This is a genomic window from uncultured Methanobrevibacter sp. (genome assembly GCF_937906425.1).
Lineage (GTDB): Archaea > Methanobacteriota > Methanobacteria > Methanobacteriales > Methanobacteriaceae > Methanobrevibacter.
In genome coordinates this window covers 1-2,429 of record NZ_CALCYR010000110.1, presented here as the reverse complement: position 1 = coordinate 2,429, position 2,429 = coordinate 1, and the positions used below count along the sequence as shown (strand labels likewise).

The window sequence follows — 2,429 nt, the reverse complement described above, 5'->3', positions numbered from 1 at the left end:
AAAATTAAAAAAAGAAAATAAAAATTAAAAAAAGAAAATAAAAATTAAAAAAAGATTAATTTAATAACTAATTAAAACTAATTTTTAGTATCCTGGATAAAATGGATTCAATGGATGGGTTTTAGCCCAGTATCCACAATTCCAGCAACGACCATCGCTATCTAACAGATAGCCGCAAATTGGACATAAATGCATAAAATTCCCCCATACCTTTTCTTAAACAAATGTTTAATTAATTATTATAATGTACTGCTTACATTTAAAGTTTTCCAAATAATTTTAATTATTTGCATCAAAGCAAGCTATAAAAAAATAAGCCAAAAAAAGCAGGACAATCAAATAGACCTATAAAAAACATAGGAATAATCAATAGACTCATCAAAGCCAGCCATTTTAAAGGGAAAATCCTCCATTACATAATCCACAATTTCAACTGCACTGAAATCCCTCAGATTATCGATTACATCATTGATAATAATCTGTTCCTTATACTCCAAGTCAATATTTTGAATGCTTGTCAAATAATACTTATTAATGTAGTGATAGAAATAAGGCTCTCTCCTTTTATAGATCTTGCCATAATAAACCAATTCACGAACCACTTCATCAAAATGACTTGGAACCGCTCCAAGATAGGACTTAATATAAATCTCATTAGTCAGGGATTCCCCATAGATTTCAAAATAGTTAAAGTCTATAAAATAAAGAATGTTCGACAAAACCGTTTTTCCAACATTATAATTATCTGAGCATCTGCTGATAATGAACATTAGAATCGTTATGTATTTTTCTTTTTTAAAGCGCATCTTAATTAATCCATCTAATTACTCAAACCCATACATTCAAGAACAATATTAAATATTGAAACGATTGCATATAAAGGGAAAGAAAGAGCATTTGAAAAGTAATTTATAAACTTTATAAATAAAAAAATAATAGCAAAAAATATTTGATTAAAAATAGTAAAAATAGTAAAAATAGTAAAAATAAGTAAAAGCAAGCGAAAATAATTAAAAATAAGTAAAAATAAGTAAAAATAACTAAAAAATTAAAAATAAGTAAAATAAACAAATAAAGAAAAAATAAAAAAATAGTTTAATTAAAACTATTTCTTTTTAGAACCTGCCAAATCATAAGTATTATTCACAATCAATTGGAACAAATCGTCTGTTTCTAAATCAATAGGCTTATGTGGATTTACAATAAAGCTAAGCGCCTGTTTAATTATCTCATCCAAATCAGTAGTTCTATACATCAAACCATTATTTACATAAAACTGATCTACAGACAATGTATCTCCAGGATAACATGAAATAACAGGAGTTTGAAGTATGGCAGCTTCCCTATTCATTGTTCCGCCAGCACCAATGACCAAATCAACTGCCTTTATAATGCTTGAAGTGTCAACAGGAGGTTTTAGAATAGTTACATTTTCAATTCCCTCAAATATTTCAGCCTGTTCCTTGAAACGAGGTAAAATAAGAATATTTGCATATTCCTTTAACTTCTCCACAACAGGAGACAATACAGACTTTCTGCAATCTGTATCCAAATAGGATGCAAGGGAAGGTTCCGGTCTCATCAAAATTGTCTTTTGCTTTTTCAAATCTAAACCTAAATCATTGAAAATATTTTCATTATATTCAAAATCATTAAAGTGCATAAGTTCTGAAGTTCCTTTATATCCCATAATCTTATTTGGATCTGCCCCATACTGCATAAGCTTCCATTTGTCAATGATTTCAGGAACGATTATCCTATTGCACAATGGAAGGGTTAATTTATTAGCTGCCTGTGCATGTTCATTATCCAAAACATATAAGCTTGGAATTCCTAAACCAAAGGCAACCCTTGGAAGTTCAATTGAATGTTTGGACAATGCAACATCAAAATTTTCACCGGAAATAATCTCTGCAAGATTTACAACACGTTCTGCACTTTCCTTAAGTTTCTCTTCAAGAGTAACTCCATGTTGTCCTACAGATACAAAATCAATCCCATACATGTCCATTAGCTTATGAATGTCTCCGAATTTACGTGCAGTTACAAGCACATCCTCCCCTTCACTTTTAAAATAATTGATAATGTCTTTAAAAAACCTAACGTGAGGGGCATTTGATATATCAATCCATATTTTCATGAAATCACCTCAAAATATCTAGAATCTTAATTAATTAATAAATCTGATTACACAATAGTTAAAATAATCAGACAAAAACAATAGTTGAATAAATTTGATTAAAATAATAATTTTAGTAAAATAATCAATATTAATAATTTTATTAAAAGAATAAATAAAATTTTCTAAAATTCCTAAAAAAAGTAAATAAAAATAAAAATAAAATTCTTAAAAAAAGTTAAAAATTAAAATAAGATTCCTAAAAATAGAAATAAAAATAAAAATAAAATTCTCTAAAATTCCTAAAAAT

Annotated in this window: 2 protein-coding genes; both read right to left on the bottom strand. The window is 27.5% G+C overall.

The window, feature by feature from the left end:
* Positions 1-335 precede the first annotated feature (335 nt).
* On the bottom strand, positions 336-806 hold the full coding sequence (locus Q0138_RS02885; protein WP_297980668.1) for a type II toxin-antitoxin system antitoxin SocA domain-containing protein: 471 nt from the start codon (positions 804-806) through the stop codon (positions 336-338).
* A 299-nt stretch (positions 807-1,105) separates the two neighbouring features.
* Complete coding sequence (locus Q0138_RS02880) at positions 1,106-2,140, bottom strand: DUF354 domain-containing protein (protein WP_297980664.1); 1,035 nt, start codon at positions 2,138-2,140, stop codon at positions 1,106-1,108.
* Positions 2,141-2,429: the final 289 nt, after the last annotated feature.